28 protein-coding genes are annotated in these 23,017 nt (G+C 71.5%); 11 read left to right on the top strand and 17 right to left on the bottom strand.

Going from position 1 to position 23,017, the window contains the following annotated elements:
* The first annotated feature begins 27 nt into the window (after positions 1–27).
* Positions 28–627, top strand: coding sequence for a MarR family winged helix-turn-helix transcriptional regulator (locus C8E83_RS14415; protein ID WP_121370533.1), 600 nt, complete (start codon positions 28–30; stop codon positions 625–627).
* A 133-nt stretch (positions 628–760) separates the two neighbouring features.
* Here the strand turns inward: C8E83_RS14415 and C8E83_RS14410 are convergent, their stop codons facing one another.
* Positions 761–1,468 (bottom strand): SDR family NAD(P)-dependent oxidoreductase, encoded by a 708-nt coding sequence (locus tag C8E83_RS14410; RefSeq protein WP_121370532.1) that lies wholly within the window; start codon positions 1,466–1,468, stop codon positions 761–763.
* A gap of 131 nt (positions 1,469–1,599) precedes the next feature.
* On the opposite strand from C8E83_RS14410, the gene C8E83_RS14405 reads away from it, so the two are divergent.
* The gene (locus C8E83_RS14405; RefSeq protein ID WP_121370531.1) at positions 1,600–2,265 is read left to right on the top strand and encodes a hypothetical protein; all 666 of its coding nucleotides are present in this window, start codon (positions 1,600–1,602) and stop codon (positions 2,263–2,265) included.
* Positions 2,266–2,360: 95 nt separating this feature from the next.
* The gene (locus C8E83_RS14400; protein ID WP_121370530.1) at positions 2,361–3,272 is read left to right on the top strand and encodes a zinc-ribbon domain-containing protein; all 912 of its coding nucleotides are present in this window, start codon (positions 2,361–2,363) and stop codon (positions 3,270–3,272) included.
* 13 nt (positions 3,273–3,285) lie between these two features.
* On the opposite strand, the gene C8E83_RS14395 is transcribed toward C8E83_RS14400, so the two are convergent.
* Both C8E83_RS14395 and C8E83_RS14390 read right to left on the bottom strand, forming a co-directional pair.
* Entirely contained in the window at positions 3,286–3,837 is a 552-nt protein-coding gene (locus C8E83_RS14395) for a GIY-YIG nuclease family protein (RefSeq protein WP_121370529.1), read from the bottom strand.
* A 63-nt stretch (positions 3,838–3,900) separates the two neighbouring features.
* A complete protein-coding gene (locus C8E83_RS14390) occupies positions 3,901–5,160 on the bottom strand; it encodes a PTS transporter subunit EIIC (RefSeq protein WP_121370528.1) in 1,260 nt (419 codons plus the stop codon).
* Positions 5,161–5,299: 139 nt separating this feature from the next.
* Between C8E83_RS14390 and C8E83_RS14385 the strand changes: the two genes are divergently transcribed.
* On the top strand, positions 5,300–5,569 hold the full coding sequence (locus C8E83_RS14385) for a PTS sugar transporter subunit IIB (protein ID WP_281270819.1): 270 nt from the start codon (positions 5,300–5,302) through the stop codon (positions 5,567–5,569).
* The gene (locus C8E83_RS14380; RefSeq protein ID WP_121370526.1) at positions 5,566–6,030 is read left to right on the top strand and encodes a PTS sugar transporter subunit IIA; all 465 of its coding nucleotides are present in this window, start codon (positions 5,566–5,568) and stop codon (positions 6,028–6,030) included. Before C8E83_RS14385 ends, C8E83_RS14380 begins: the two co-directional genes overlap by 4 nt.
* 71 nt (positions 6,031–6,101) lie before the next feature.
* On the opposite strand, the gene C8E83_RS14375 is transcribed toward C8E83_RS14380, so the two are convergent.
* The 3 genes from C8E83_RS14375 to C8E83_RS14365 form a co-directional block, all read right to left on the bottom strand.
* Complete coding sequence (locus C8E83_RS14375) at positions 6,102–6,884, bottom strand: GntR family transcriptional regulator (RefSeq protein WP_245981686.1); 783 nt, start codon at positions 6,882–6,884, stop codon at positions 6,102–6,104.
* 144 nt (positions 6,885–7,028) lie between these two features.
* Positions 7,029–8,477, bottom strand: a complete 1,449-nt coding sequence (locus tag C8E83_RS14370) for an MFS transporter (RefSeq protein ID WP_211331705.1) — start codon at positions 8,475–8,477, stop codon at positions 7,029–7,031.
* 50 nt (positions 8,478–8,527) lie between these two features.
* Positions 8,528–9,820: a citrate synthase gene (locus C8E83_RS14365; protein WP_121370525.1), complete on the bottom strand. Its 1,293-nt coding sequence runs from the start codon at positions 9,818–9,820 to the stop codon at positions 8,528–8,530.
* Positions 9,821–9,876: 56 nt separating this feature from the next.
* Between C8E83_RS14365 and C8E83_RS14360 the strand changes: the two genes are divergently transcribed.
* From C8E83_RS14360 to C8E83_RS14350, 3 genes are read left to right on the top strand one after another with little or no spacing between them, the layout of a single operon-like run.
* The gene (locus C8E83_RS14360; RefSeq protein WP_245981684.1) at positions 9,877–11,040 is read left to right on the top strand and encodes a citrate/2-methylcitrate synthase; all 1,164 of its coding nucleotides are present in this window, start codon (positions 9,877–9,879) and stop codon (positions 11,038–11,040) included.
* Between the two features lie 56 nt (positions 11,041–11,096).
* A complete protein-coding gene (locus C8E83_RS14355; protein WP_121370523.1) occupies positions 11,097–11,441 on the top strand; it encodes an ArsR/SmtB family transcription factor in 345 nt (114 codons plus the stop codon).
* Positions 11,442–11,453: 12 nt separating this feature from the next.
* Positions 11,454–11,939 (top strand): SRPBCC family protein, encoded by a 486-nt coding sequence (locus C8E83_RS14350; RefSeq protein ID WP_121370522.1) that lies wholly within the window; start codon positions 11,454–11,456, stop codon positions 11,937–11,939.
* Positions 11,940–11,991: 52 nt separating this feature from the next.
* Here C8E83_RS14350 and C8E83_RS14345 read toward each other — a convergent pair whose 3' ends face one another.
* The gene (locus C8E83_RS14345) at positions 11,992–12,675 is read right to left on the bottom strand and encodes a PhzF family phenazine biosynthesis protein (RefSeq protein ID WP_121370521.1); all 684 of its coding nucleotides are present in this window, start codon (positions 12,673–12,675) and stop codon (positions 11,992–11,994) included.
* Positions 12,676–12,745: 70 nt separating this feature from the next.
* Entirely contained in the window at positions 12,746–13,222 is a 477-nt protein-coding gene (locus C8E83_RS14340) for a DUF4383 domain-containing protein (RefSeq protein ID WP_121370520.1), read from the bottom strand.
* A gap of 188 nt (positions 13,223–13,410) precedes the next feature.
* Between C8E83_RS14340 and msrA the strand changes: the two genes are divergently transcribed.
* The gene (gene msrA / locus C8E83_RS14335; protein ID WP_121370519.1) at positions 13,411–13,932 is read left to right on the top strand and encodes a peptide-methionine (S)-S-oxide reductase MsrA; all 522 of its coding nucleotides are present in this window, start codon (positions 13,411–13,413) and stop codon (positions 13,930–13,932) included.
* Between the two features lie 84 nt (positions 13,933–14,016).
* Here the strand turns inward: msrA and C8E83_RS14330 are convergent, their stop codons facing one another.
* Entirely contained in the window at positions 14,017–14,334 is a 318-nt protein-coding gene (locus tag C8E83_RS14330) for a hypothetical protein (protein WP_147430187.1), read from the bottom strand.
* A gap of 138 nt (positions 14,335–14,472) precedes the next feature.
* Positions 14,473–15,186 (bottom strand): SOS response-associated peptidase, encoded by a 714-nt coding sequence (locus C8E83_RS14325; protein ID WP_121370517.1) that lies wholly within the window; start codon positions 15,184–15,186, stop codon positions 14,473–14,475.
* A 57-nt stretch (positions 15,187–15,243) separates the two neighbouring features.
* Here C8E83_RS14325 and C8E83_RS14320 point away from each other — a divergent pair, with 57 nt between their 5' ends.
* Positions 15,244–16,080 carry an SDR family oxidoreductase gene (locus tag C8E83_RS14320; RefSeq protein ID WP_121370516.1) on the top strand — a complete coding sequence of 279 codons (837 nt, stop codon included), beginning with the start codon at positions 15,244–15,246 and terminating at the stop codon, positions 16,078–16,080.
* A gap of 4 nt (positions 16,081–16,084) precedes the next feature.
* On the opposite strand, the gene C8E83_RS14315 is transcribed toward C8E83_RS14320, so the two are convergent.
* The 6 genes from C8E83_RS14315 to C8E83_RS14295 all read right to left on the bottom strand — a co-directional run bounded on the left by C8E83_RS14315 (position 16,085) and on the right by C8E83_RS14295 (position 20,579).
* Positions 16,085–17,359 (bottom strand): MFS transporter, encoded by a 1,275-nt coding sequence (locus C8E83_RS14315; protein ID WP_121370515.1) that lies wholly within the window; start codon positions 17,357–17,359, stop codon positions 16,085–16,087.
* The gene (locus C8E83_RS14310) at positions 17,356–18,036 is read right to left on the bottom strand and encodes an HAD hydrolase-like protein (protein WP_121370514.1); all 681 of its coding nucleotides are present in this window, start codon (positions 18,034–18,036) and stop codon (positions 17,356–17,358) included. The genes C8E83_RS14315 and C8E83_RS14310 overlap by 4 nt, the downstream gene beginning before the upstream one ends.
* Before the next feature lie 87 nt (positions 18,037–18,123).
* The gene (locus tag C8E83_RS20035; protein WP_281270818.1) at positions 18,124–18,258 is read right to left on the bottom strand and encodes a hypothetical protein; all 135 of its coding nucleotides are present in this window, start codon (positions 18,256–18,258) and stop codon (positions 18,124–18,126) included.
* Positions 18,255–18,536 carry a hypothetical protein gene (locus tag C8E83_RS14305; RefSeq protein WP_121370513.1) on the bottom strand — a complete coding sequence of 94 codons (282 nt, stop codon included), beginning with the start codon at positions 18,534–18,536 and terminating at the stop codon, positions 18,255–18,257. Before C8E83_RS14305 ends, C8E83_RS20035 begins: the two co-directional genes overlap by 4 nt.
* A gap of 67 nt (positions 18,537–18,603) precedes the next feature.
* Positions 18,604–19,299, bottom strand: a complete 696-nt coding sequence (gene nucS, locus C8E83_RS14300) for an endonuclease NucS (RefSeq protein ID WP_121370512.1) — start codon at positions 19,297–19,299, stop codon at positions 18,604–18,606.
* 35 nt (positions 19,300–19,334) lie between these two features.
* On the bottom strand, positions 19,335–20,579 hold the full coding sequence (locus C8E83_RS14295) for an MFS transporter (RefSeq protein WP_121370511.1): 1,245 nt from the start codon (positions 20,577–20,579) through the stop codon (positions 19,335–19,337).
* A 135-nt stretch (positions 20,580–20,714) separates the two neighbouring features.
* Here C8E83_RS14295 and C8E83_RS14290 point away from each other — a divergent pair, with 135 nt between their 5' ends.
* A complete protein-coding gene (locus C8E83_RS14290; protein WP_121370510.1) occupies positions 20,715–21,791 on the top strand; it encodes a substrate-binding domain-containing protein in 1,077 nt (358 codons plus the stop codon).
* Here the strand turns inward: C8E83_RS14290 and C8E83_RS14285 are convergent.
* Positions 21,712–23,001, bottom strand: coding sequence for an MATE family efflux transporter (locus tag C8E83_RS14285; RefSeq protein WP_121370509.1), 1,290 nt, complete (start codon positions 22,999–23,001; stop codon positions 21,712–21,714). The genes C8E83_RS14290 and C8E83_RS14285 overlap by 80 nt on opposite strands.
* Positions 23,002–23,017 lie beyond the last annotated feature (16 nt).

Here is a 23,017-nt window from a genome sequence, read left to right as displayed (position 1 = left end):
GATTAGTGTACGCGTTAAGCTGAGCACGTGGAAGATCCTCTGAGCCTCGACCGACAGGTCTGCTTCGCGCTCGCCGCCGCGAGCCGGAGCGTGATCGCCCTCTACCGGCCCGTGCTCGAGCCGCTCGGCCTGACGCACCCGCAGTACCTCGTGATGCTCGCGCTCTGGGAGCGCAGCCCCCGGACGGTGCGGGGGATCGGAGATGCGCTCGCGCTCGACTCCGCCACCCTGTCGCCGCTGCTCAAGCGGCTGGAGGCGGCCGGTCTGCTCACGCGGTCGCGCAGCGCCGCGGACGAGCGGGCGATGGACGTCGCCCTGACGCCGGCGGGCGCCGCGCTCCGCAAGCAGGCGCTGGCGGTGCCGGGACAGATCGTCGAGCGCCTCGGGCTGCCCCTGGCTCAGCTGGAGCGGGTGCGCGACGAGCTGACCGAGCTGCTCGCGGCTGCGCGCGATTCTTCCCCTCGGGGGGATGGTGGCGAGCGACACTCAGGTCTAGGGTCGGGCCATGATCTTCCTCGTGGTGATGGCCGGGCTGGCCGTGCTGATCGCTCTGGCCCTGGTGTCGAACGTCTTCCGTCGGCGCCACGCGCTCGGCCTCACGCGCGCCGAGCGCGCGGAACGCAGTGAGGAGTCCCGCGAGGGCCGACACGAGGCCGACATCGCGCGGACTCAGAGTGAGGCGCGCACCAGGGCCGGTAGCGGCTCGGCGCAGACGCAGACCCGCCAGTTCTGAGGTCGGGCGCTTCGGCGCCGGCGAGCATCAGAGCGTGACGATGCCGCGCATCCTGTGGGCGATCGAGATCGACTCGCCGCTGAGTGCCGACAGCGGTGAGCATAGGAACGCCACGAGATCGGCGATCTGCGTCGGGCTGGACTCCCCGCCGCGCGCGAGGTCGACGTCGCCCTTCGGGTCGTCGGCGACCACGCCCGGATTGACGACGTTGACCTGCACACCCGAGCCGGCGAGGGAGTCGGCGAGGTTCTTCGCGATGATGTTCGTCGCGCCGTTCCGCACCGACGCCGTGATGCTGCTGGCGATGTAGGCGTTCTGGCCGCTCAGCACGACGACGCGGCCGAAGCCCCTCTCGCTCATCGACGGCAGCACGGCGTTGGCCACGCGAAGGAAGCCCATGGCCTTGCCGTTGATCGCCTCGAGCGCCTGCTCGGGGTCGGCGTGCTTCGCCGGGTCGAGAGTCTGGGCGCTGGGCGCGGCTGTGACGATGAGTGCGTCGATGCGGCCGTGCGCCGCGAGCACCTCGTCGATCGCGGCGCTGACGGACGCAGGATCCGAGGTGTCCAGCACCACGCGCTCGCCCGGTGCGCCCTCGCCCGACTGCCCCTCGCCCGGTCGACGTGATGCGACGATCGTCGTCGCCCCCTCCGCCCGCAGCCGGGTGGTGATCGCGGAGCCGATGTAGCCGGCCCCTCCGACGACGAGTGCGACACGGCCGGTCAGCTGCAGATCCATGGCCTTCACGCTACGCCTCTGCGGCGCAGGGCAGAGGCCCCTGTGGATATCAGTAGAATGTAATATCCAGCATGAGACCATCGTTCGATGGCGCGCACCTGCGTCGCCTCCCTCTGAACGAAACGAGAACCATGAACAAGAAGTTCGCCGCCGCGCTCGTCTGCGGCGCCGTCGCTCTCGGCACCCTCGGCACCGCCGTCGGCGCCAACGCCGCCACGACCGACGCGGTCACCGCGCCCGTCTCGGCTGCCGCCTCGACGAAGGCCGCCGGACAGTTGGCCATCACGTCGAGCTCGACCTTCAAGCCCGGCACGACGAAGACCCTCGAGGGCACCGGGCCCGCCAACCAGGTGCTGTACGTCGAGCTGTACGACGCCTCCGGCGCCGTGCTCGGCAGCACCTACACGACGATCGACTCGTTCGGTCACTGGTCGATCGGCGTCACGCCGAGCAGCGCGACCGCCTCGGTGCTCGTGTACGCCTCGGGTGCTCCCGCCCCGGTCACCGCTCCGCTCACCGCGGGCAGCGACTCGGCCCTCGGCGCGACGGTCACCTCCGACGCCGCGTTCACGCCCGGAGCCGTGAAGACCTTCACCGGCACCGGCCAGGCGGGTCGCGTCGTCCTGGGCGATGTCGTGGATGCCAGCGGCATGAGCGTCGCCAGCATCTACGCCACGGCCGACGCGTCGGGCGTGCGGAAGGCGTCCGTCGTGCTGCCCGCCGGCGCGAAGACGTTCATGTTCGTGTCCGACGACGACCGCTCCGTCGTCCACACGCGGGACCTCCAGGCCAAGTAGGTCGCACCGGGCCTGACTCGACGCTGGCCTGACTCGTTGCTGTTGCGGCGAGTCAGGCCCCTTGCCATGTCGGTGGCCGGGCGTAACCTGCCCCCGTGCCCGAGCCGATCGACGCCTGGTGGGCGCGACGGCAGACGTCGCGCGGGCAGGCCGTGCCCTACGCCGTGGGCGCCTACCGCGAGGCGTGGGCCTCGTACCCCGCGCTCGTCCGCCAGTATCACCCCGAGTTCAACTCCGGCATCGTCCTGAGCCAGATCCCGCCCGCCGCCGACGTCTACCTCTGCTGGCAGTGCGAGGTCGGCCATCTCTTCGTCGCGACGCCCGACGAGCAGCGATCGCGACCAGGTCGGCAGAGGCGGCGGTCGGCGTGGTGCCCGCAGTGCTCGGAGGGGGCCGGCACCCGACCGAAGGCGCCGGCGATCCCGATGCGGCCCGGGCGGCTGGCAGAGACCGGCACCGACTGGCTGAGCACGGCGTCGTCTCTCGAGCGCAGACCCCTGCGCCCCGACCGCCCCGCGGCGACACGTCGGCCGGCGGTCGAGAGGGTGTGCCCGAAGACGCCGCGGCTTGCCGACGGGGTGGCGTTCGTCAGCTCCTGCGCCCCGCTCCCGGCGTCGGCCGTCGAGCAGGAGCTTCGGGCCGCGCTCGCCGAGAGGCTCTCGTTCACGGCCGACGTCAACGCGGTGAAGCTGCCGCGACCGTTCTTCGATCACCTCGAGGCGTGGCCCGACGTCGTGATTCCAGAGCTGCAGGTGGCCGTCGAGTACGACTCGACGGGGCGCCACGGACTCGAGCACGTCGGTGCGCGCGAGGCAGCCGACCGCCGCAAAGACCGGTCCCTGCGGGGCGTGCGATGGGAGGTCGTGCGGATCCGCACGGGGCGGCTGCCCGCGCTTGGCCCGTTCGACCTGACCGTGGCCGGGCTGTCGCGCTCGACCGTGCCGCGGCTGCTCGACACGTTCCGGGCGATCCGCGGGCCGCTCTTCGTCGACGCCTACCTGCGCTGACACCGCGGCCGCGTCACGACACGCGCAGCGCCAGCGCCTCCGATCGCCAGCGGGCGTAGAGGGCCCAGGGGTCCGGGTGCCCCGCAGCGACCAACGCCACGTGATCGACGAGCGAAGGCGACGCCGTGAACCACTCGCCGCCCTCCCGCCACGCCGCGAACTGCCGGTGACGGGCCTGCTCGACGGCCCGATCGCCCCGCTCGAACGCGAGCAGCTCGTCGAAGCGCAGCTGAGCGAATCGCTGCCGCGGGTTGGCGGTCGTGCCGATCTTGATGCGCTCGCCGAAGCGCAGGTAGTAGACGACGTCGACCCGCGGCGGCGCGAGCTCGCCGTCGGCCACGTCGCCGAACCGCCACTCGCACACGGCGCAGAGCCGGCCCGACCGGTACGTCACTCCGAGGCGCGACCCGCACGCCACGCAGGGCGCAGGCAGCGGCTCGGTCACCCCGGACGCCTCGCCCACCCACTCGGCCGCGGCCGCCAGATGCGCGCCGCACAGAGCGACCGGAGCGTCGGGCTCACTCGCCGCCGAGCACCCGGGCTGGGCGCAGGATCGGGAGGTCACGCGGCGAGAGTATCGCCGGCCACTGTCAGCCGTGCGGCCTCCGCGGGATCCTGCGCCCTGCGCCTACTCCGCGGTCGCGGCCTCGACGGACTCCGGACTCGTCGCGGTGTCCTCCTCGCGACCTGGCGTGCGGAGGTTCCAGCGTCTGATCACGAATCCGAAGAGGAAGTAGTAGATCAGCCCGTAGCCGATTCCGATCGGGATCAGCCAGATGGCGTTGTGCGCCTTGCCGAAGTTGAGGACGTAGTCGATCGCGCCGGCGGAGAAGGTGAAGCCGTCGTGGATGCCGAGCGCGTTCACGAGCGCGAGCGAGGTGCCGGTGAGGACCGCGTGGATGACGTAGAGCGGCCACGCCACGAACATGAACGAATACTCGAGGGGCTCGGTGATGCCGGTGACGAACGAGGTGAGGGCGGCCGACAGCATGATGCCGCCGACGACCTTCTTCTGCGAGGGCTTGGCGTTGCGCCAGATCGCCAGGGCGGCACCGGGCAGACCGAACATCATGATCGGGAAGAAGCCGGTCATGAAGATGCCGGCGTGCGGGTCGCCCGCGAAGAAGCGCGTCAGGTCGCCATGGGCCCCGTGGTAGTCGCCCACGAGGAACCAGACGACGGAGTTGAGGATCTGGTGCAGGCCGGTCGGGATGAGGAGGCGGTTCGCGAGGCCGTAGAGACCACCGCCGACCACCGAATTCGTCGCGGCCGTCTCGCCGAGCCAGGTGATGGCCGCGTTGAACGGGATGTACACGAACGACATCGCGATGCCGATGATCAGGCCGGAGATCGCGGAGAGGATCGGCACGAGGCGGCGACCGGAGAAGAAGCCGATGAAGTCGGGCAGCTTCGTGCGGTGGAACCGCTGCCACAGGTTCGCCGAGACGAGACCCATGACGATGCCGCCGAGCACGCCGAAGTTGATCGTCGGCACCGTGCCTGCCGCGTTCTTGGCGGTGCCCAGCACGATCGGCGACATGGCCGTGAACACCGTGTAGAGCACCATGTAGCCGACGACGGCGGCGAGGGCGGTCGAGCCGTCGGACTTCTTCGCCCAGCCGATGGCGATGCCGACCGCGAAGATCAGCGGCAGCCAGGAGAACACGCCGTTGCCGGCCGCGGAGATGACCGCCGCCCACTGGCCGAACCCGGGGATCGCCCCGAGGAGGTCGCCCTGCCCGAGTCGCAGCAGGATGCCCGCGGCGGGCAGCACGGCGATCGGGAGCATGAGGCTCCGACCGAGTCGCTGCAGGTTGGCGAAGGCCCTGCTCTGCCTCTTCGGCGGCTTGGCCGCCGCAGCGGCTTCGGTTGCTGATGCCGTGCTCATCGTGGTTCCTCTCGTCGTTGGGCGGTGCCCGAATGGAGCGTCGGTTGTCGAAGGCCGCGGTTCACGGGTAGCCTCGGTTCAAGCAACCCGGTCCTGTCCGGTCATGACCAGTGGTCAGTCTCGACGGAATGACGCATCGATGTCAACCCGAGAGCCGGAGTCGAAACGAGGAGGAAACATGTCCAAGGCGGAAGACATCATCACCGCGCTCGGCGGCGCCGACAACATCGAAGAGGTCGAGGGCTGCATCACGCGACTCCGCACCGAGGTCTCGGACCCGTCGCTGGTCGACCAGGCGGCGCTCAAGGCGGCAGGCGCGATCGCCGTCGTCGCCATCGGCACGGGCATCCAGGTCATCGTGGGCCCCGAGGCCGACAACCTGGCGCAGGAGATCGAAGACCTCCTGTGACGCGCGTCCTCACGCCGTTCGCCGGCGACGTGATCGCGCTCGCCGACGTGCCCGACCCGGTGTTCGCCGGGCAGCTCGTCGGGGCCGGCGTCGCCGTCGTTCCAACGGCGGCAAGTGCGTCCGACGCCGCCACCGTCAGCGCCGTCGCGCCCATCGCGGGCACGATCGTCAAGCTGCACCCGCACGCCTACGCGATGCAGGGCGACGACGGCACCGAGCTGCTGGTCCACGTCGGCATCGACACGGTGAAGCTCTCCGGCCGCGGCTTCGAGCTCGTGGCCGACGAGGGTTCGCAGGTCGAGGCGGGCGACGTCGTCGTGCGCTTCGACCCGGCGGTCATCGTCGAAGCGGGCTACTCGCCCGTGTGCCCCGTCGTGATCCTGGGCTCGGCGCCTGATTCGGTGGCGCAGGATGCAGTCGGGTCGCCGATCGAGTCGGGCGCCGCGCTCTTCGAGGTCTGACGCCGCCTGCCGAGAAGGTCTCGCCAGGCCTCGGCGCGACACTGTGTCGTGAACGACACTGCCCCGTGCGGTTACGCACCCCGCAGAGCGGGCTCTTCGCGCGCGGAGACCTCCATCTGCACCCGATAGCGGTCGCTCCGGTACCAGCTGCGCGTGTGCTCGACGGGCCCTGCTGCGGCGTACGAGACGCGGTCGAAGACGAGCACCGGCGCCGACGTCTTCGTGCCGAGCAGCGTCGCCACGTCGTCGGGCGCGGGCTCGGCGGCCACGGTCTGTCGCGCCCGCACGATCGGTGCGTCGTAGCGCTCGGCGGCCAGCGCGTAGATCGACTTCGACAGGTCGTGGTCGAGGAGCCCCGGGTAGGGCGCCCGCGCGAACCAGGCGTCGTCGATCGAGACCGGTGCGCCGTCGGCGAGGCGAAGTCGTTTCACGTGGAACCCGGTGTCGTCGGGTGCCAGGCCCAGAGCCGCAGCGGTGTCGGCCGGAAGCCGGGCCTCCTCGCGGACGAGGACGACTGTCGTCGGCACGTGGCCGAGCGACGCCATCTCCTGTGTGAACGAGGCGAGGTGCAGGGTCGACTGCACGGCGCGATGCGCGACGAACGTGCCCTTGCCGCGGACCCTGGTGAGGATCCCCTCGTTCACGAGCTGGCCCACGGCCTCGCGCACGGTGATCCGGCTCACGCCGTAGTCGGCGATCAGCTGTCGTTCGGACGGGATCGCGCTGCCGGGCTGCAGCCGGTCGAGAGCGAGGTCGCGCAGGATCCGCCGCAGCTGCTCGTGCTTCGGCACCGCGCCCAGCACGATGCCCGGCGCGGGCGCGTCGAGTGGCGCTGGCGTCTGCTTGGCGGGCACGGGAACCTCCGACCTGGCTGGCGACGCGAGATCGTCGCCTGGTCACATGTGGACATGACCAGTGACAGCCTAGTGCGCCGGGGTTCGAATCGGGTGGTCCCCGTTCGCGGGGCCGGCCCGTCGCGCAGACGAGCCCCTGGCCCCTCAGGCCGCGGCGCCCGCCTTCGCCGCTTCGGCCTTCCGCCGGTTCTCGCGGCTGATCCGCCCGAGCGATCGGTCCGCCACGGTGATCGCCACGAAGATCACCGCGGCGCCGAGCATGAACCAGGCGAGCTCGTGCAGGCCTCCGGTCGTGGCGCGGGCGCCGAAGAAGGCCCCGCTGGCGCTGGAGGCCGCGATCGCCCCGAGGTACATGAAGGTGCGCAGGAGCCCGGACGACGCCCCGATGCGCGCCGGGTCGGCCTGGTAGTAGAGCGCGTTCTGCACCGCGAGGTTGTTGAGGCCCTGGGGCACGCCGGTGATGAGCGCGATGACGACGAGGAAGGGAATGGCCGCCTGGGCGTGGACGAGCAGCATGAGGGCGCACATGACGACCTGCACGCAGGCGCCGACGAGCAGCTTGCCGCGGATCTCGGGGCGACGCCCGGTCAGCGTCGACACCAGGATCCCGACCGCGAAGGTCGGCAGCAGGAGGAGGCCGGCCTCGGAGGGCTCGAGCCCGCGGCCGTCCTCCAGCCACTGGGTGAAGCCGTAGAGGAAGCAGTAGCTCACGGTGGCGGCGAGGAACCCGCGGGCGTAGGTCACGAGCAGCGGCGCGTTGCCCGCGAAGACCCGCACGTCGATGAACGGGTCGGCGGTGCGGAGCTCGCGCAGGGTGAATCCTGTGCCGGCGGCGGCCGCCACGAGCAGCAGCGGCGACCACGCGAGGCCGACGTTCATGAGGAACAGCAGGAGAGCGACGAGCGTGGCGGCGAAGAGCAGGATGCCGGGGTAGTCGAGTCTCAGGGAGGGGGTGTGGCCCTGCTCCTGCGCCCCGTCGGAGGCCTCGAGGGAGGTCGCACGCGGCACGAACAGGAGGGCGAGCACGAGGCTCGCGACGGCGAGGGGGATGTTGACGGCGAACGTGGCGCGCCAGCCGCCGACGCCGATGAGGAGGCCGCCGAGGGTGGGGCCGATGACGGCGATCGTCTGGGTCGTCACGGCCAGGGCGGTGAGCACGCCGGCCGGGCTCGCGATGCCGGTGCGGTTCGCCTCGCTGCGGATGAGGCTCATGGAGGCCGGGTAGCCGGCGCAGGTGCCGAATCCGAGGATCACGCGCGCGGCGATGAGCACGCCGATGTTCGGCGCGAGAACGCCGAGCACGCCCGCGATGCCGGTCAGCACGGCCCCGGCCACGAGAAGCCGTCGCGGCCCGAACGTGTCGACGAGGCGGCCGACGAGCGGCTGGCCGATGGCCGTCGCGAGGTAGAGGGCCGAGATGAGCCAGGCGGTCTGCGAGGCCGGGGCCCCGAAGCTCGTGGCGATCGGCACGAGCGCGACCGCGATGATCGACGAGTTGACCGGGTTGAGGATCGACCCGAGCATCATCGGCGAGAGCAGGCGCCGGTCGAACGCGCCCTCGGGCGCGGTGCGGGTTGGTGAGGCTGAGGTCATATCGACAGTCTAGACTGCGTATCTCGAACTGTGAAGTCTCAACTTCATAATCATGCGGTCGCAGGATCGTGAGACGGCGCCGGTCCCACGTACCTCGACTCGGGCCGCATCCTCAGCGGCACCTGGGCGTACTCGTCGACGACGTGCGCGATCCAGCCGGCCGTGCGCGCGACGGCGAAGATCACCTGGCCGGCGTCGTCCGGGAACCCTCCGCCGACGGCGAAGGCCGCCAGAGCGAGATCGACGTTCGCCGGCCGCGGCAGTCGCGACCGGACGATCGCCGAGAGCCGCGCGGCGCCCGCAGCCGCCACCCGGAACCGCGGCAGCCTGCCGAGCGCCTCGAAGACGAACTCGGCTCTCGGGTCGCGTTCGCGGTAGATCACGTGGCCGAAGCCGGGGAGCCCGCGGTCGGCGCGGATGCGCGCGGCGAGGGCGCGCTCGGGGCCGCCCGACTCGAGGCTCTCGCGCAGCAGGCTCACCGCGGCCGTGCTGGCTGCGCCGTGCTGCGCGCTGTCGACCGCGCCGAGGGCGGCCGAGAGGGAGGCGTAGGGGTTCGCGCGGGCCGAGGCGGCGGCGCGAGCCGCCAGTGTCGACGTGGCGAGGTCGTGATCCATCATCAGGATCAGAGCGCCGTCGAGCAGCCGCAGCTCGTCGCCCGACGGTGCGTCCGCCGACAGTCGTGGCCAGAGGTGATGCGCGAGCGGGGCCTCCGGGGCCGCCGGCTCGCCGCGCAGCGGAAGAGCCGCCACGAGCTCGGCCAGAAGGCGCCGCGCCGCGGCGAAGACCGCCACGGGGTCGAGGTCGTCGCGGAACGGGTCGTACGAGGCGGCGATCTGCACCGTGAGGGCGAGCCGATCGATCAGGCGGGCCGAGGGTCCGAGCAGGTCCCCGGCCGCACGGGCACGCGAGACGACCTGGCGGTCGGGCGTGAGGTGCGCAGGATCGGCGCCCGTCTGCCAGAGGATCTCGATCGCGCGCTCGAAGCCGCCCTCCCGGGCGAGGTCGGTCGCGCGGCGCCCCCGGAAGTACAGGTCGTCGCCGGTGAGGAGAGTGATCGGGCTGTCGATGACCATCATGGGCCGGCCCGGTTCTGCCGGGCGGTGTGCGGGCTCCTGCCCCCGTGTCGTCGACCCGGCGACGGCCGACGCGCGCCGGGCCCGGGCGCCCCGGGAGTCGGACAGCGCCTCGACCTCGAGGGCGTCGAACGTCGAGCCCTCGTCGCCCCGCTCGCTCGAGATGACGCCGCGCGAGACGTAGGCGTACAGCGTCTGCGGCTTGACGCCGAGCCGGGCGGCCGCCTGGGCAGTCGTGAGCCGAGGGGTGCCCGGTCGTTGCGCCGTCATATTGATCCGATCAACGTTGACTTGTCTCTTCTCAATCTAGGTGTTTCGCTGTCGCCATGACCACATCGACGCGGATGGACGACCGCCTCATCGACGTGCCGCGCGGGCTCGCGAACGTCGTCGTCACCGAGACCGAGCTCAGCGACGTCCGGGGCCACGAGGGCTTCTACCACTACCGGCAGTACCCGGCGACTTCGCTCGCTGAGACGCGATCGGTTGAGGACGTGTGGAGGCTCCTGCTCGACGGCGAGCTCCCGACGCCGGGCGAGTCCGCGTCGTTCCGGGCGGAGGTCGCGGCGCGGAGGGGCATGTCGGCGGCGCTGTCTCGGATCCTGCCGTCGCTGGTCGAGCCCACGCCCGACGGAACGCGGCCTGCACCACTGTCGGCCTTGCGCGCGGCCCTCGCGATCGAGGGGGCCCAGCGGGGGCTCCGGCCCATCTACGACCTGAGCGAGGCCGAGCGGCGCGACGACCTGGTGGGGCTGGCGGCGGTGGTGCCGACGATCATCGCGGCGCTCGCGCGGCTGGCGGCGGGGCTCGAGCCGGTGGCGCCGGATCCTGCGCTCGGCTACGTCGCCGACTATCTGCGGATGATCCGCGGCGACGAGGCGCCAGCGGAGTTCGTGGATGCACTCTCGGTCTACCTCGTGGCCGCCATCGACCACGGCTTCAACGCGTCGACCTTCACGTCGCGCGTGATCGCGTCGACGGGGGCCGATGCGGCCGCGTGCCTGGTCGGCGGCCTGGGTGCTCTCTCGGGTCCGCTTCACGGAGGCGCGCCTTCGCGCGCGCTCGACACCCTCGACGCCATCGGCGACCCGTCGCGGACCGACGAGTGGATCGCGGGCGAGCTCGAAGCGGGGCGCAGGATCATGGGGTTCGGTCACCCGGTCTACCGCACCGAAGACCCTCGTTCGGCCCTGCTCAAGCGCGTGGCCCAGCGCTTCGGCGGCCCGCGCGTCGAGCTGGCGGTCCAGGTCGAGGAGAGGATCCCGGTGCTGCTGGAGCAGCTCAAGCACGGGAGGGCCCTGCACACGAACCTCGAGTGGTACGCCGGCGTCGTCATGGAGATCGCCGGGCTCGACCGCGAGCTCTTCACCTCGACGTTCGCGGCGGCAAGAGTGCTCGGCTGGACCGCGAACGTGCTCGAGCAGGCGCGCGACCCCAAGATCATCCGGCCCTCAGCGCGGTACGTGGGGCCGCCGCCGGTGCGGGGCTGAGGCGGGGTGCATGAGGGGGTTGCGCTCTCGGATCCTGCGCCCTAATCTACAACCAAATGGTTGTAGATAGGTTCGACTCCGATGGGCTCGATCGCCTCTTCGCAGCGCTCTCCGATGCCACACGACGTGACATCGTCGAGCGGGTGCTGGTGACCGAGCAGTCGGTGTCGTCGCTCGCGCGGCGGTACGACATGAGCTTCGCGGCGATCCAGAAGCACGTCGCGGTGCTCGAGAGAGCGGCGCTCGTGCGGAAGCAGCGCCGCGGGCGAGAGCAGATCGTGCGCGGCGACGTCGACACGATCCGCGAGGCCGAGAGCGTGCTCGAGCGCTACCGGCAGCTCTGGGTCGACCGGGCGGACCGCATCTCCGACCTCCTCCGCGACAGCCGAGTCGCCGACTGAAGGGGTATCACCGTGGACACCATCGAATCGACCGTCGATCGCGACGACCGCACCCTCACCTTCGTCACCGTCTTCGAGGCGCCGCCCGAGCGCGTCTGGCAGGTGTGGGAGGACCCACGGCAGCTGGAGCGCTGGTGGGGTCCGCCGACCTGGCCGGCGACGTTCACCCGCCACGAGGTCGAGCCCGGAGGCGAGTCGCGCTACCACATGACCGGGCCGGACGGCGAGAAGGCGCCCGGCTGGTGGCGGACCATCGCGGTCGACGCGCCTCACCGCTACGAGTTCGAGGACGGCTTCTCGACCGACGACGGCGAACCCGACACCTCGATGCCGTCGATGCACATGGTCATCACGCTCGAGGCCGACGGGCCGACGACGCGCATGACGGTCGTCGCCTCGTACGCCAGCGTCGACGACCTCGACAAGGTGCTCGGAATGGGCATGCGCGAGGGCATGACGGGCGCGCTCTCGCAGGTGCCTGCCCTGCTCGCGGCCTGACCGCTCGCGCAGCCCGGCGCGCAGGCAGACAGCCGGGCAGGCCGGGTACGCGTCAGACCGCGATCGTGCGGTCGAAGACCGTGCGGCCGCCGACCTCGACCCGGCCCTCGCCGAGGTAGGTCGTGGCGATCCTCGAGCCGCGCCCCTGCCTGATGGTGAGGTCGCGCTCGAGGCGGCCGGTGAGCGCCACGGCGGCTGCCCCGGTCGCTTCGTCCTCGACGATGCCCATGACCGGGGCGAACATGCGCGAGCGCAGGGAGCCCGTCGACTCGTCCAGCCAGGCGTAGAAGTAGCCGTGATCGCCCGAGTAGTCGGCCGGATCGAGGGCGTCGACCTCGGCCTCCGACGCGAGCTCGGCCCAGTCGAACGACGGCGCCCACGACGCGTGCGCGCCGATCGAGACCATCGCGGGGTCCGCAGCATCGGCCCGCACGGTCACCTCGCCCGCTTTCTCGCGCAGGATCCGCACCGGTCGCCCCGTGCTCCCGAGCCACCACGCCGTGCCCACGCTCGGGTGCCCGGCGAAGGGCAGCTCCATGGCCGGCGTGAAGATGCGCACCGTGGCGACGCCGTCCGACACCTCATCGACGAAGACCGTCTCGCTGAACCCCAGCTCGCGGGCGATGGCCTGCTCGCGCCCTTCGGTGTCGGCGCTCGACTCGACGATGCCGAGCTCGTTGCCGAACCCGCCCTCGTCATCGCAGAAGACCCGGACCACCTCGACGTTCACGCTCATGCGTCGATCGTCTCAGAGGGCCGGGCCTGGGGTCGCGGTCCACCTCGGAGGAAGTGGACGGCCTGCGTGGCTAGTCGTCGGACTCCCAGTCGCTGCCGAAGAGGGCGAGCTGGCTGGTCGCGAGAGCCGTGATGCCGAGGGCGATGCTGAGGCCGATGTTGAACGAGAAGTCGGCCGGGTTGAACGGGAAGATGTTGCCGCCGAAGGTGCTGTTGCCGAAGAGGAGGCCGTACATCCAGAGGCAGCCGAACAGGAAGCTCATGCCGGCGATGTACTTCGTCGCGTTGGCGCGCTTGCCGACGGCGCCGAAGCCGGCGAGACCGAAGACGATGTGCACGATGTTCTGCAGCACCGAGGTCTGGAACACGTTGAAGACGAACGCGCCCGAGTACGGGCCGGCGAACGTGATCTGGTCGAGGTGCGGCACGATGCCGGGGATGAACCCGATGATGCCGATGACGATCAGGAAGACGGAGACGACGATCGCTGCGATCTGAGCCGGGCCCTTGGCGGTGGGGCGAACGCGCGTGGCGGTGGCTGAAGTCATGGAAAGGCGCTCTCTTCGTAGGTGTGCACTACGAATCTTACAAAAGGCCGGGCATCGTGCGTGACGCGGGAACTTTCATGCCGAGAAACGTGTTGAGTCGAGTGGAGCCGCGCGGTGTCCCGTCGGGACGAACAGCGCGGCACCGCAGGAGCCGCAGCCAGCGGTCCCGACGATCGAAGGAGCCACACATGAGCGCACAGACCGAGACCGCGATCCTCGCCGGCGGATGCTTCTGGGGAGCCCAGCAGCTGCTCCGTCGCCAGCCCGGCGTCCTCTCGACGCGCGTCGGCTACTCCGGCGGCGACGTCGCGAACGCGACGTACCGTCACCACGGCACCCACGCCGAGAGCGTCGAGATCGTCTTCGACCCCTCCGTCATCACGTACCGCGACCTGCTGGAGTTCTTCTTCCAGATCCACGACCCGTCGACGAAGAACCGCCAGGGCAACGACGTCGGCACGTCGTACCGCTCGGCGATCTTCTACACCTCCGAGTCGCAGCGCGAGACGGCCCTCGACACGATCGCCGACGTCGACGCCTCCGGCCTCTGGCCCGGAAAGGTCGTCACCGAGGTCACCGCGGCCGGCCCGTTCTGGGAGGCCGAGGAGGAGCACCAGGACTACCTCGAGAAGTACCCCGCCGGCTACACCTGCCACTACGTGCGGCCCGGCTGGAAGCTCCCGAAGCGCGACGCGGCGCCGGTCGCCTAGTCACCGGCAGCAGAGCGAGGGCGCAGGATCCAGCGGATCCTGCGCCCTCGTCGTGTCTCCTCCGGCGTCGACTCTTGGCAGGCGTCAGTCGCCCAGGTGCGCGTACTGGTGCGTCGGCGAACCGTGCTCGACCACGGGCGACTCGGCCCGGGGCAGGAGCAGCAGCTGGTCGATCGCACCCGGGCTCCTGCGCGCCACCAGCCGCACGTGACTGCCCTCATGGGCGGTTTGCACGGGCAGGTCGTCGCCGGCCCACGAGACGAAGTACGAGCACACGCCGTTCTCCATGTCGGCGACGACGTCAGCGCAGGTCTGGGGCGACCAGTCGCCGTGGTCGTTCAGCAGACGCTTGACGTGTCCGTGTTCGTCGACCTCGACAGAGGTCACTCTTCGGGATTCCATGACAGTCCTCCTTTGCCACAAGAGAACCAGTGTGGACCTGTCTCGGGCTCCCTGTGTGAGTGGCAGGTCACGGTTGCCTATGCGTGGGCTGAACCGGTTCAGTCCTGCAACATTCCCCGTCGGCTGACAACGCCGGGCTCAGGCTCGAGGGGTCGGCAGCGGCTCGATGAGCTGCGGGCCGTTGTTGCGGACGCTGTTCGCGTCTTTCGACACCTCGTAGTGCGTGAGATCGTGCGCGATGGCTTCGCTCGCGGAGTCGAGAAGGGCCAGGGCGTCGTCGGCCACGAGCTCCGGGTCGAGCCACGCGTCGATTGCATCGGTCGAGAGACAGGCCGGCATGCGGTCGTGCACCTCGCCCGGCGCCACATGCGAGTCGCGCGTGATGATCGCGGTCGAGAGCACCCAGCGGTCGGGGTCGTCGTCGGACTTCGACCTGTCGCGCCACGCGGTGACGATGCCGGCCATCGCGATGCCGCGGTCGGGATCGAAGATGTAGTGCGGCTGCTTCCCCTGCTCGGTGATGACCCACTCGTAGTAGCCGTCGGCCGGGATGACGCACCGCCCCGTGGCGAAAGCCTTGCGGAACATGCCGCTCGTCGACACCGTCTCGATGCGCGCGTTGATCGGCTGCGGGCGCTTCTTGAGGTCGGGATACCAGCCCGGCACGAAGCCCCACCGCGGCTGCGCCAGTTCGCGCTCGCCGTGGCGCTCGCGGACGGCCGCCACAGGGTTGGTCGGGGCGACGTTGTAGTTCGCCGCCAGCGACGGTGCGTCGGCGAGCGACGGCACCGCCTCGAGCAGCTCGGGGAGGAGATCGGAGGTGGCTCGGGCCACGACGAATCGACCGCACATGCCGCCATTGTGCTCTCCGCCACCGACAAGCCGGCCCGCGCATGGTTGGCTGAGCGCATGACGACTCCGACGATCGCGGTGACGGGTGCGACGGGCAACATCGGCGGCGCAGTGGCGCGGGGGCTGGCAGGCGCCGGCATCGCGCAGACACTGGTCGTGCGCGACGCCGGGCGGGCACCCCGGCTCGAGCAGGCGAGGGTGGCCGAGGCCGTGTACGGCGACCGCGAGGCGACGCTGCGGGCTCTCGCCGGGTGCCGGCTCCTGCTGATGGTGTCGGCCGCCGAGGCACCCGATCGTCTGGCCCAGCACGAGGCGTTCGTCGACGCCGCGGCCGAGGCGGGCGTCGAGCACATCGTCTACACCTCGTTCGTCGGCGCCGCCCCCGACGCGATCTTCACGCTGGCCCGCGACCACTGGGCGACAGAGCAGCGGATCCGCGACAGCGGCATGGCCTTCACGATCCTGCGCGACAGCTTCTACCTCGACTTCGTGCCCGAGCTCGTGGGCGACGACGGTGTGATCCGCGGCCCGGCGGGCGACGGTCGCATGGCGGCGGTCGCGCGCGCCGATGTCGCCGCGGTGGCTACGGCGGTGCTGCAGGATCCGAAAGCCTCCGCGGGGCAGACCTACGACCTGACCGGCCCCGCCGCCTTCTCCCTCGCCGAGGCGGCCGACACGATCACGCGTCTGACCGGCCGCACGGTGACGTTCCACGACGAGACCCTCGACGAGGCCTACGAGTCGCGGCAGCGGTGGAACCCGGAGCCGTGGCAGGCCGACGCCTGGGTCTCGACCTACACGTCGATCGCGTCGGGCGAGCTCGAGCGGGTGTCGCCCGACGTCGAGCGCATCACGGGGCGGCCGCCGCTGTCGCTGGAGCAGCTGCTCGGCTGACCGGCTAGCGCAGGCGGCGAGCGGACAGCACGCCGCTCACACCCAGCGTCAGCACCGAGACGAACACGACGAGCATCGGGGCCGTCCAGCCGCCGGTCGCCCCGTGGACTCCGCCGACCACGAGCGGCCCGAGCGACGCGAGCGCGTAGCCGCACCCTTGCACCAGCGCCGACAGGCGCCGAGCCTCGACGTCGGTCGTCGCCATCCTCACGATGATGATGAACACGATCGTGATGCCCCCGCCCTGGGCGACACCGCCGAAGAGCGACCACACGAGCCAGAGGTGCGGCGCGAAGAGGAGCCCGAGGGGCATGACCAGCCAGAGCAGGCCGACGAGCCCGATGATCCACACCGGATGCCAGCGGAGCGCCAGCACGGGGACGCCGAGGGCGCCGACGACCGCCAGGATCTGGAAGACCGACGAGCTGGCACCCGCCCCGGCCGCCGACAGCCCGACCTCCGAGTGCAGGAGCGTCGGGATCCACGCGGTCAGGCCGTAGTAGCCGAATGCCTGCCCGGCGAAGGCGAGGGTGAGGCCCCATGTCGACCAGCGGCGGAACAGCGACCGGCGCTCGGGCGTCTCCGTGGCGTCGGTGGCCGCCGCCCGGACGACGGGGATGCTGGCCGTGATGACCTCGATCGGGCCGGTGACGAGATCCTGCGGCCCCTCGCCCAGCGTAGGCGCGCCCAGGAGGGCCGAGCGGACGCCGACGGAGGCGCACCAGACGACGCCCGCGATCACCGCGAACGCGCCCCAGACCACCAGCGCGATCGGCCAGCCGGTGGCCTCGGCGATCGGGGCCGTGCCGAGCGAGGTGATCATCGACCCGACGTTGAGGGCCGACGTGTAGATGCCGGTGACGATGCCGACCCGCTCGGGGGCGAAGTCGCGGCGGATGACGACCGGCACCACCACGTTGCCGACCGTGATCGAGACGCCGATCAGCACCGTGCCGGCGATCAGCGCGGCCGACGAGCCCGCCGAGCGCAGGAGGGTGCCGGCGACGATGCCGAGGAGGCTGATGGTCACCGCGCGCTCGGCGCCGAGGCGCGCGATCACCGCCGAGGCGAGCGGGCTCGCGACGGCGAAGCAGAGGACGGGGATCGACGTGAGCAGACCCGCGACGACGGTCGAGAGGCCGAGATCGGAGGTGATCGGGCCGATGACCGGCGCGACCGCGACGATCGTGCCGCGGAGGTTCAGCGCGATGAGAACGATCGCCAGCGTGAGCAGCCAGGCGATCGGCGATCGGGCGGCCCGGGCCGCGGCCCCGCTCACGCCGCGGGTTCGGCGGGCAGGCCCAGGAGCTCGACCAGGTCGCCCGGGGTCGTCGCCACCGCGATGGCCCCCGCCTGCTCGGCGCGACTGCCATAGCCCCACTCGGCGAAGATGACGGGCACGCCGTGCTCGGCCGCACCCTCGACGTCGTGGTGGCGGTCGCCGATGAGGACCGGGCGCGAGACGTCGATGCCGCGCTCCGTCAGGCGGCGCAGGGCCTCCTCGACGACGTCGGCCTTCGCACTGCGCACCTCGTCGGCGCTGGCGCCGGTGATGACGTCGAGGTACTGCGACAGCCCGAAGTGGTCGAGCATGAGCGTCGCGGGGGCCTCGGGCTTCGAGGTCGCGAGCGACGACGGGATCCCCGCCTCGTGGGTGCGCCGCAGGATGTCGGCCATGCCCGGGAACACCTCGCTGTCGAGGGCGCCCTTCGTGAAGTAGCGGGCGCGGTGCGCCTTCATCGCCGCCTCGAGGGCGTCGCCGGTGAGACCGAGCTTCGCGGTGAAGCTGTCGGGCAGCGGCGGCCCGACCCACTCGAGCAGCTCGGCGGGGCTCGGAAGCGGCAGACCGAGCTCGGTGATGGTCTCGGTGAGGGAGGCGACGATGCCCGGCGCCGAATCGGCGATGGTGCCGTCGAGGTCGAAGAGCACGACGGAATAGGGCGGAGTGGCGGTCATCCCCTCCAGCCTAGGGCGTGTCTCTTCACTGGCGGCGGCGGGCGCCGTCCTGGCCGCGCGATCGGGCAGGCACGGCCCGGGGCGTCGTCAGAGGGCGGTCGCCTCGCGGCCGTCGTGGCCGACCGAGAAGAGGCGGGCGACGGTCGCGCTCAACTCGGCGACGAGGTCGCGCTCGGCGCTGGTCAGCTGCTCGGCGCTGAGGGGCTCGCTGTGGATGCTCATCGCAGCACGAGGTCGCTCGGGGCGGGCCGGGGCGCAGGAGCCGAGGCGGGCACGCCCGCGGGCTCGGCCGCCGGCAGCATCCACAGCGGCGCGGTGTCGGGGTCGACGACTCGGCTCGAGTGAGCCGACGAGATCGACGCGTAGATCGGAGTGTCGGTGATGGCGCGGACCGGGTGCCGGGCGATGGCTCTCTCGGCCACGACGGCGTCGAAGATCGGGCTGGCGGACGAACGGCGCGTGCGCGTGTGACGGGGGTTGCTCGGGTTGGTCGGGAACATCGGGGCGTCCTCTCGAATAGTGATATACACATTCTACGAGAGAACCGATCGAAGTCAATACGATATTTCAGAAGAGGCGGGACTCGCTGTCGTCCAGCCCGCGCAGGGCGTCGTAGTCGAGGATCAGGCAGCGGATGCCGCGATCCTCGGCGAGAGTGCGTGCCTGCGGCTTGATCTCCTGGGCGGCGAAGACTCCGGAGACCGGCTTGAGGTGCGGGTCGCGGTTCATCAGCTCGAGGTAGCGCGTGAGTTGCTCGACGCCGTCGATGTCGCCGCGGCGCTTGATCTCCACGGCCACGGCCGCCCCGGCCGCGTCGCGGGCCAGGATGTCCACGGGGCCGATCGCGGTCATGTACTCGCGGCGCACGAGGGTGTGCCCCTCGCCGAGCACCTCGATCTGCTCGGCCATCAGCTTCTGCAGGTGGGCCTCGACGCCGTCCTTCTGGAGGCCGGGGTCGACGCCGAGCTCGTGAGCGGAGTCGTGCAGGATCTCGTGGATCGAGACGACGAGGATGTCGTCCGTCTTCTTCTGCGTCACCTTCCACACCTCGACGATGCCGGCGTCGCGCTGCTCGTCGGAGGGCTCGTCCATCGTGATCGTGCACGGCGGGCTCATCCAGTTGAGCGGCTTGTAGCTGCCGCCGTCGGAGTGCACGAGGAGGCTGCCGTCGCTCTTCACCATCAGCAGGCGGTTGGCGAGCGGGAGGTGGGCGGAGAGGCGGCCGGCGTAGTCCACCGAGCACTTCGCAATGACGAGACGCACCCGAGAAGCCTAGGCCAGGAGGGCGCCGCGACGCCTCACGAGCGCGACCGCGAGCGCTCGCGGGCGGCACCCGACGCGAAGCCCGCGACGACGATCAGCACGAGCACCGAGAGGAGAGCCCGGAGCAGGCCGAAGTGCTCGCCGAGGAAGCCGATGAGCGGGGGCAGCGCGAGGAAGGCGACGTAGCCGATCGTCGCGACGGCACCCACCCGGGCGGCCGCGTTGCGCGAATCGTCGGCCGCCGCCGAGAGGCCCAGCGGGAACCCGAGGGCCGCGCCGAAGCCCCAGAGCACGACGCCGACGATGGCGAGGGGCAGCGCGGGGGAGAAGATGACGAGGAGGAGGCCGACCACGGCCGACACGGCGCTCGCGCGGAGCATCGGGACGCGGCCGAAGCGGTCGACGAGCGGGGATCCTGCGACCCTGGCCAGCGTGATCGCCGTGACGAAGACGAAGAAGATCGTGGTGCCGGCGGCGTTGTCGACCTTGTAGCCGTCGACCATCGCCAGCGCCAGCCAGTCGTTCGCCGAGCCCTCGGCCGCCGCCATGCCGAGCACGATGAGGCCGATGAGGATCGTCGACGGCATCGCCCAGACGGCGAGGCGCGACCGCCAGGACGACACCGCGGCGACGTCGTCGCCTTCGAGCGGCGCGTGGCCGAGCTCCTCCGACTGGAAGTTGCGGGCGGAGAGCAGGGTGCCCACCACGATCACGGCGCCCACGATCGGCACGTGGATGCCGACCGGGATGCCGACCGCCTCGGCTCCTGCGCCCAGCGCAGCCCCGAGCATCGTGCCGACGCTGAACGACGCGTGGAACATCGGCATGATCGTGCGGCCCAGCACGCGCTCGTTGGCCGCGGCCGAGACGTTCATCGCGACGTCGCAGGTGCCGTTGCCGTAGCCGAAGACGGCCATGAAGCCGATGATGCCCCAGAAGCCGCCGCCGAGCGACGCGGCCAGGCCGCCGCCGATCATGCCGAGGCCGACCACGCACATCGCCAGCTCGACCGTGCGGCGCGCGCCGAAGCGGGCGACGAGGTGGCTCGACGTGGTGACGCCGATGATCGAGCCGACGCTGATGCCGCCGGCGAGGTACCCCATCTCGAGCGTGGAGGCGTGCAGGATGTCGCGCACCGAGGGCACGCGTCCGAGCCAGGTCGAGATGCCGAGGCCCGACAGTGCGAAGACCACGAAGACGGCGTTGCGCCAGGCGACGACCTGCGAGCGCGTGAGGCCGCCGTCGTAGGTGCGGGTGTCGAGTGAGGGAGAGGTCGCCATCGGTCTGCTTCGTGCTCGGAGTCGGAGTGCCATCGTGCCCGCTCGAATCGATTCGAGGCGGGCTGACGACAACGCTAACAACGGTCGGGAACTCCGACAAGAGTTTTCTCGAATCGATTCGACTATGGTCGAGGCATGAGCGGCGAACGTCCCACCCTGGCCGACGTCGCGCGCCGCGCCGGCGTCTCGCCGTCGACCGCTTCGCTGGCCCTCAACGACTCGGGCCCGGTCTCGGCGGCGACGCGCGTCAGGGTCGAGGCGGCGGCGCAGGAGCTCGGGTACGCCGGCCCCGACCCCCGCGCGCGGTCCCTGCGGCGAGGCCGCTCGGGCATCGTCGGAGTCGTGCTCGAAGACAGCCTCCGCGACGCCTTCCGCGACCCGATGAACGTGCTCATGCTCGATGGCATCGCCGACGTGACGGGGCCCGCCGGGAACTCTCTCCTGCTGATCACGGAGAGGGCCGGTGGCCCCTCGAGCCTGGTGGACGCCCCGATCGACGCCGTCGTGCTGTTCGGCTGCAGCCCGCGCGTCGACGACAAGGTCGCGGTGGTCCGCCGCCGCGGGCTGCCGATCGTCTCGATCGAGGGAGAGCCGGCCGACGGCGTCGTCGACGTCGGGCTCGACAACCGCGAGGCGACCAGGGCGCTGGCGCAGCACCTGCGCGACCTCGGGCACCGCGACGTGGCCCTCGTGACGCTGGAGCTCGATCGCGAGCGGCGCCACCGGCTCCTGACGCCCGACCTGATCGGGCGCGCGACGACCTACACGGCCGTCGAGCGGATGAAGGGCGCCTTCGAGGTGTTCCCCGAGGCGCGCGGCTTCGCGACGCTCGGCAGCACCATCGACGAGGGGCTCGTCGCCGGGCGCGAGCTGCTGGCCGACACCGCGCACCGGCCGACGGCGATCATCGGGCAGAGCGACCTGCTCGCCACCGGCGTGATCCGGGCGGCCGCCGAGCTGGGGCTGCGCGTGCCGGACGACCTGAGCGTCGTCGGCTTCGACGGCGTGCGCGTCGACGACCCCGCGGCCGACGGGCTGACGACAATGGTGCAGCCGGCGATCGCCAAGGGTCAGGCCGCCGGGCGTGCCGTCCTGGGGCTGCTCGCCGGCGAGGAGGTTCCGTCGGTGTCGTTCACGAGCGAGTTCCGGCGGGGGCGGACGACGGCGTCGCCGGCAGCCAGCGCCAGCGCAGGGTCCGCAGCCCGAGCGTGACGGCGCGCGCCCCGATGTAGCCGAGGCCGAACGCGAACCACAGCGCGACCGGCGACCCCGATGCCGCGGCCCACGCCAGCAGCGGCAGGTACACGGCGACGTCGACGACCCCGGTCCAGGCCAGATAGCGCGCGTCGCCCGCCCCGAGCAGCACTCCGTCGAGCACGAACACGAAACCGGCCAGCGGGATCCCCGCCGCCATCGCCAGCACGAGCCCCGGCACGATCGCCTGCACGCGGGGGTCGCCGGTGAACACAGGCGCCAGTACACCCGCCAGCGCGGCCAGCAGGATCCCGAGGCCTGCGCCGCCCACGGACCCCCACCCGATCAGCCGCCGGGTGACCGCCCGCACCCGCCCAGTATCGCCGGAACCGAGCGCGTGCCCGATCATCGCCTGCCCGGCGATCGCCAGCGCGTCGAGCGCGAACGCCATGGTCGAGAAGAGCGACAGCGCCACCTGCACCGCGGCGAGACCGTGGACGCCGAGACGCGCTGCCACCGACACGGTCGCGAGCATGGCCAGCCGCAGCGACGCGTTCCGGATCAGCAGCCATCCGCCCGCCGAGGCGGTGCGCCCGACGCCGTCGAGGCCGGGGCGCAGCGAGACCCTCTCGCGCCGCGCGGCTCTCGCGGCGATCGCCGAATAGACGGCGGCCATGCCGAGCTGGGCGAGGACGGTGCCGGCTGCGGATCCTGCGATGCCCCACCGGAAGCCGTAGATGAGCAGCGCGTTGAGGCCCGCGTTCACCGCGAAGCCGGCGGTCGCCACCACCAGCGGCGTGCGGGTGTCTTGAAGGCCGCGCAGAAGGCCGGTCGCGGCGACCACGAGCAGCATGAACGGCAGGCCGAGCACCGAGATCGACAGGTACGTGACGGCTTCGGCCCGGGCGGCGGTGTCGATGTCGAAGGCGTCGACGAGGGGCCGGGCCGTCAGGAGCCCCGCCACGAGCAGCACGGCGCCCACCCCGAGGGCGAACCACAGCCCGTCGACCCCGGCCCGGATCGCCCCCGCGCGATCGCCGGCGCCGAGACGCCTCGCCACCGCGGGAGTCGTCGCGTAGGCGAGGAAGATCAGCAGGCCCAGGGCGGTCTGCAGGACGACGCTCGCCACCCCGAGACCGGCCAGGGGCGCCGCACCGAGATGCCCGACGAGCGCCGTGTCGGTGAGGAGGAAGAGCGGCTCGGCGACGAGGGCGCCGAGGGCGGGCACGGCGAGGCGGGCGATC

It is taken from the genome of Frondihabitans australicus (assembly GCF_003634555.1).
GTDB classification, from domain to species: domain Bacteria; phylum Actinomycetota; class Actinomycetes; order Actinomycetales; family Microbacteriaceae; genus Frondihabitans; species Frondihabitans australicus.
This window is presented reverse-complemented; position numbering and strand designations above follow the sequence as displayed.